Source organism: Kriegella aquimaris, assembly GCF_900103215.1.
In the GTDB taxonomy this organism is placed as follows: domain Bacteria; phylum Bacteroidota; class Bacteroidia; order Flavobacteriales; family Flavobacteriaceae; genus Kriegella; species Kriegella aquimaris.
In genome coordinates this window covers 1-1,821 of the sequence record NZ_FNGV01000039.1, presented here as the reverse complement: position 1 = coordinate 1,821, position 1,821 = coordinate 1, and the positions used below count along the sequence as shown (strand labels likewise).

General features: G+C 46.0%; 2 protein-coding genes. One reads left to right on the top strand and one right to left on the bottom strand.

Going from position 1 to position 1,821, the window contains the following annotated elements; all coding sequences use genetic code 11:
* Positions 1-156 precede the first annotated feature (156 nt).
* Positions 157-531 (bottom strand): DUF2116 family Zn-ribbon domain-containing protein, encoded by a 375-nt coding sequence (locus BLS33_RS24535; RefSeq protein WP_089895980.1) that lies wholly within the window; start codon positions 529-531, stop codon positions 157-159.
* Positions 532-594: 63 nt separating this feature from the next.
* Between BLS33_RS24535 and xerA the strand changes: the two genes are divergently transcribed.
* The gene (gene xerA, locus BLS33_RS24530) at positions 595-1,722 is read left to right on the top strand and encodes a site-specific tyrosine recombinase/integron integrase (RefSeq protein WP_245731676.1); all 1,128 of its coding nucleotides are present in this window, start codon (positions 595-597) and stop codon (positions 1,720-1,722) included.
* Positions 1,723-1,821: the final 99 nt, after the last annotated feature.

Below are 1,821 nucleotides of genomic sequence, written 5' to 3'. Positions count from 1 at the left end.
TGTCGGGAAAACCGGAGCGGAAAGACTTCCCTGGCGGACCGGCGGAGTGTGTCCGCATCGGGAGGATTGGAGTGGAAGGGTTTTTCGACTTCCGCTAGGGCTTGGGTCGCATATGTCGTTGTTCCACTTAAAAATATCCAAAGACTCCCGGTGGTGCTATTTCATATAGTCCTGCCATTTGACTATTAAATATTTGTCCTTTGAATCCCGTTCCAAGGGCAGGAAACCATAATCATAACAAAAAAGATAAACGTCGCCTTTTTTGTTCTTCCAATGATGCGTAAAAAATTTAGGGTCGAACCCTTTGGTAATCAATTCGGCCCTTCTCATAGTCGTATAGCCCGATCTGTTGTACCGCTTCAATAGCTTCCGGTTTATTTTCAATTGTCTGTCCACCTGCAAATAGAACCCCTCCTCGACCTGTCGGGTTTCATATTGGTTTATGGACTTGCATTTTGTGGAACAGAACAGCTTATCGGACCTTCCCTTTACAGGAGATCCGCAGACGGGGCACTTTCTATTTGTAAGCATTTGTAAACGTATATTAAGCGGTTAAAATACCGTTTAAATCCCAGAACCTAATTAAATTGTCGAATGAATTCGTTCAAATCCATTTCACTATATCATTTGATGATCGACGATCAAAAGATGATAGGCATCAAATTCGCGCCCGATAGGCTTATCCAAAGCTTGATCAAAGGGCTTCCAGGCCCAAAGTGGAGCGAGAGCTATAACATGGTGTATATTCCGAATACCAAAGCCAACCTCGACATTATCTTCAATACCTTCAAGGGCCATGTCTGGATAAACTATAATCGGTTCCTGACCAATAGGCCGGTCAATACGGGGAACGAAGCGGTCGACGTACAGTGGTTCCGGAGAAGGAAGCCCGTGCCCGGATACAGGTACTGCCCCGAGGTATATCTCCTGAAACTTGAACTGAAGCGCTATGCCGACAATACGGTTCGTACCTATGTCTCCTTTTTTGAAATGTTCATCAACCACTATAAGGAAAGGGAACTGAGCTCCATCGACGAAAGTGATATCAGGGCGTTCCTGCAAAAACTTGTCCATAAGAACGTATCCAACTCCTATCTCAACCAGGCCATAAACGCCATCAAGTTCTACTACGAGGTCGTTTTGGGCATGCCCAATCGGTTCTATGAGATCGAAAGACCAAGAAAGGAATCCAAGTTGCCCACCGTCATCAGCAAGGAAGAGGTACTTTCAATTATCGATAATGCCAACAACATCAAGCATCGGTGCATTATGCAGCTGTTGTACGGTTCGGGCCTACGCCGCAGTGAACTGTTGTGCCTGAAACCGGCCGATATCGATAGCAAGCGGATGTTGGTACGGGTAAAAGGCTCAAAGGGCAACAAGGACAGGTTTACCCTTTTATCGCATACGGCACTGAAAGACCTGCGTACCTATTATCGAGAATGGAGACCACGGGAATATCTGTTCGAAGGGCGCGGGGGCCGAAAGTACAGCCCGCAAAGCGTACTTAAGATCGTAAGGGCGGCGGCAGAAAAGGCAAGGGTCGCGCAGACCGTTACCCCGCACGTACTGCGCCATAGTTTTGCCACTCACCTGTTGGAAAGCGGGGTCGACCTGAGAAGGATCCAAGTGCTTTTGGGCCATGGCTCCAGCAAAACAACGGAAATATACACCCATGTGGCAATAAATACTTTTGAGAACATCAAAAATCCCTTAGATTAGTGGTGTGGACAAAATAGATATATAGTTACTAGTGGCTATATACAATTGTTAGCAAACATTTTGGGCAAGTAGAAAAGTCCATTCTTTATCTCAAATTCT